Source organism: Nostocoides jenkinsii Ben 74 (assembly GCF_001046875.1).
In the GTDB taxonomy this organism is placed as follows: domain Bacteria; phylum Actinomycetota; class Actinomycetes; order Actinomycetales; family Dermatophilaceae; genus Nostocoides_A; species Nostocoides_A jenkinsii.
Window position 1 is genome coordinate 3672549 of sequence record NZ_HF571038.1, and the last position, 880, is coordinate 3673428.

The window sequence follows — 880 nt, forward strand, 5'->3', positions numbered from 1 at the left end:
GGCCGCCGCGACCAGCGGCTACCGAGTCCGGTACACGCTGGCCACCCGGCTGGTGAACGAGCTCGTCGAAGCCGCCGACGACAAGTCTCTGACCAAGACCATCAACCGGTACGGCCGGGTCGACCTGCTCGTCATCGATGAACTCGGCTACATGAGCCTGGACACCCGCGGCGCCGAACTCCTCTTCCAAGTCCTCACCGAACGCGAAGAGAAGAACTCCATCGCGATCGCGTCCAACCAAGCCTTCTCCGGCTGGACCAACACCTTCACCGACCCCAGGCTGTGCGCCGCCATCGTCGACCGCCTCACCTACGGCGGCACCATCATCGAAACCGGCACCACCAGCTACCGCCTCAACCACGGGAGAGCCCGCACCGGCACGTGACAGCGGCTCGGCCCGGCGCCCCGCGGATTGCTACGTTGACGCATGCCGCTGACTAACACATGGCTCGCTCACGAACAGCCCGACGCTGACCTGCCACGGGACGTCCTCGAGGAGCGGATCCTCAACCTACTCAGCGGTCAGAACGTGGCCGTGATCGCCACCACCAACCGTGACGGCAGCCCGGTAGCGACCCCAGTGCGCTACTCAAACCTGGGCCTGGAGATCTTCTACACGAGCTGGAACTCCTCAGCGAAGTCACGCAACCTCCGACGAGACCCACGAGTATCCGCCGCGATTGTCGCCCCACTCGTCGGCACAGCCAGCAGCCGCGGCACCCAACTCTTCGGCACCGCACCCACGATCGAGCGCCACGACCCCGAAGCCGAGTCGTACTGGGAGGCGTTCCGGTGGCAGTCAGACCACGTCGAACAAGGCCGGCCCCTTGACCAGCCGCCCCACGATCCACTGACCGTCATCACCCCCCCCCCCCCCCCC

2 protein-coding genes are annotated in these 880 nt (G+C 66.4%); both read left to right on the forward strand.

Annotated elements, in window-relative coordinates; translation table 11 throughout:
• On the forward strand, positions 1-385 hold a 385-nt coding region (locus BN13_RS17505), incomplete at its 5' end, for an ATP-binding protein (protein ID WP_048548515.1).
• A gap of 42 nt (positions 386-427) precedes the next feature.
• The coding region (locus BN13_RS17510; RefSeq protein WP_084733860.1) for a pyridoxamine 5'-phosphate oxidase family protein at positions 428-880 on the forward strand (453 nt) is incomplete at its 3' end.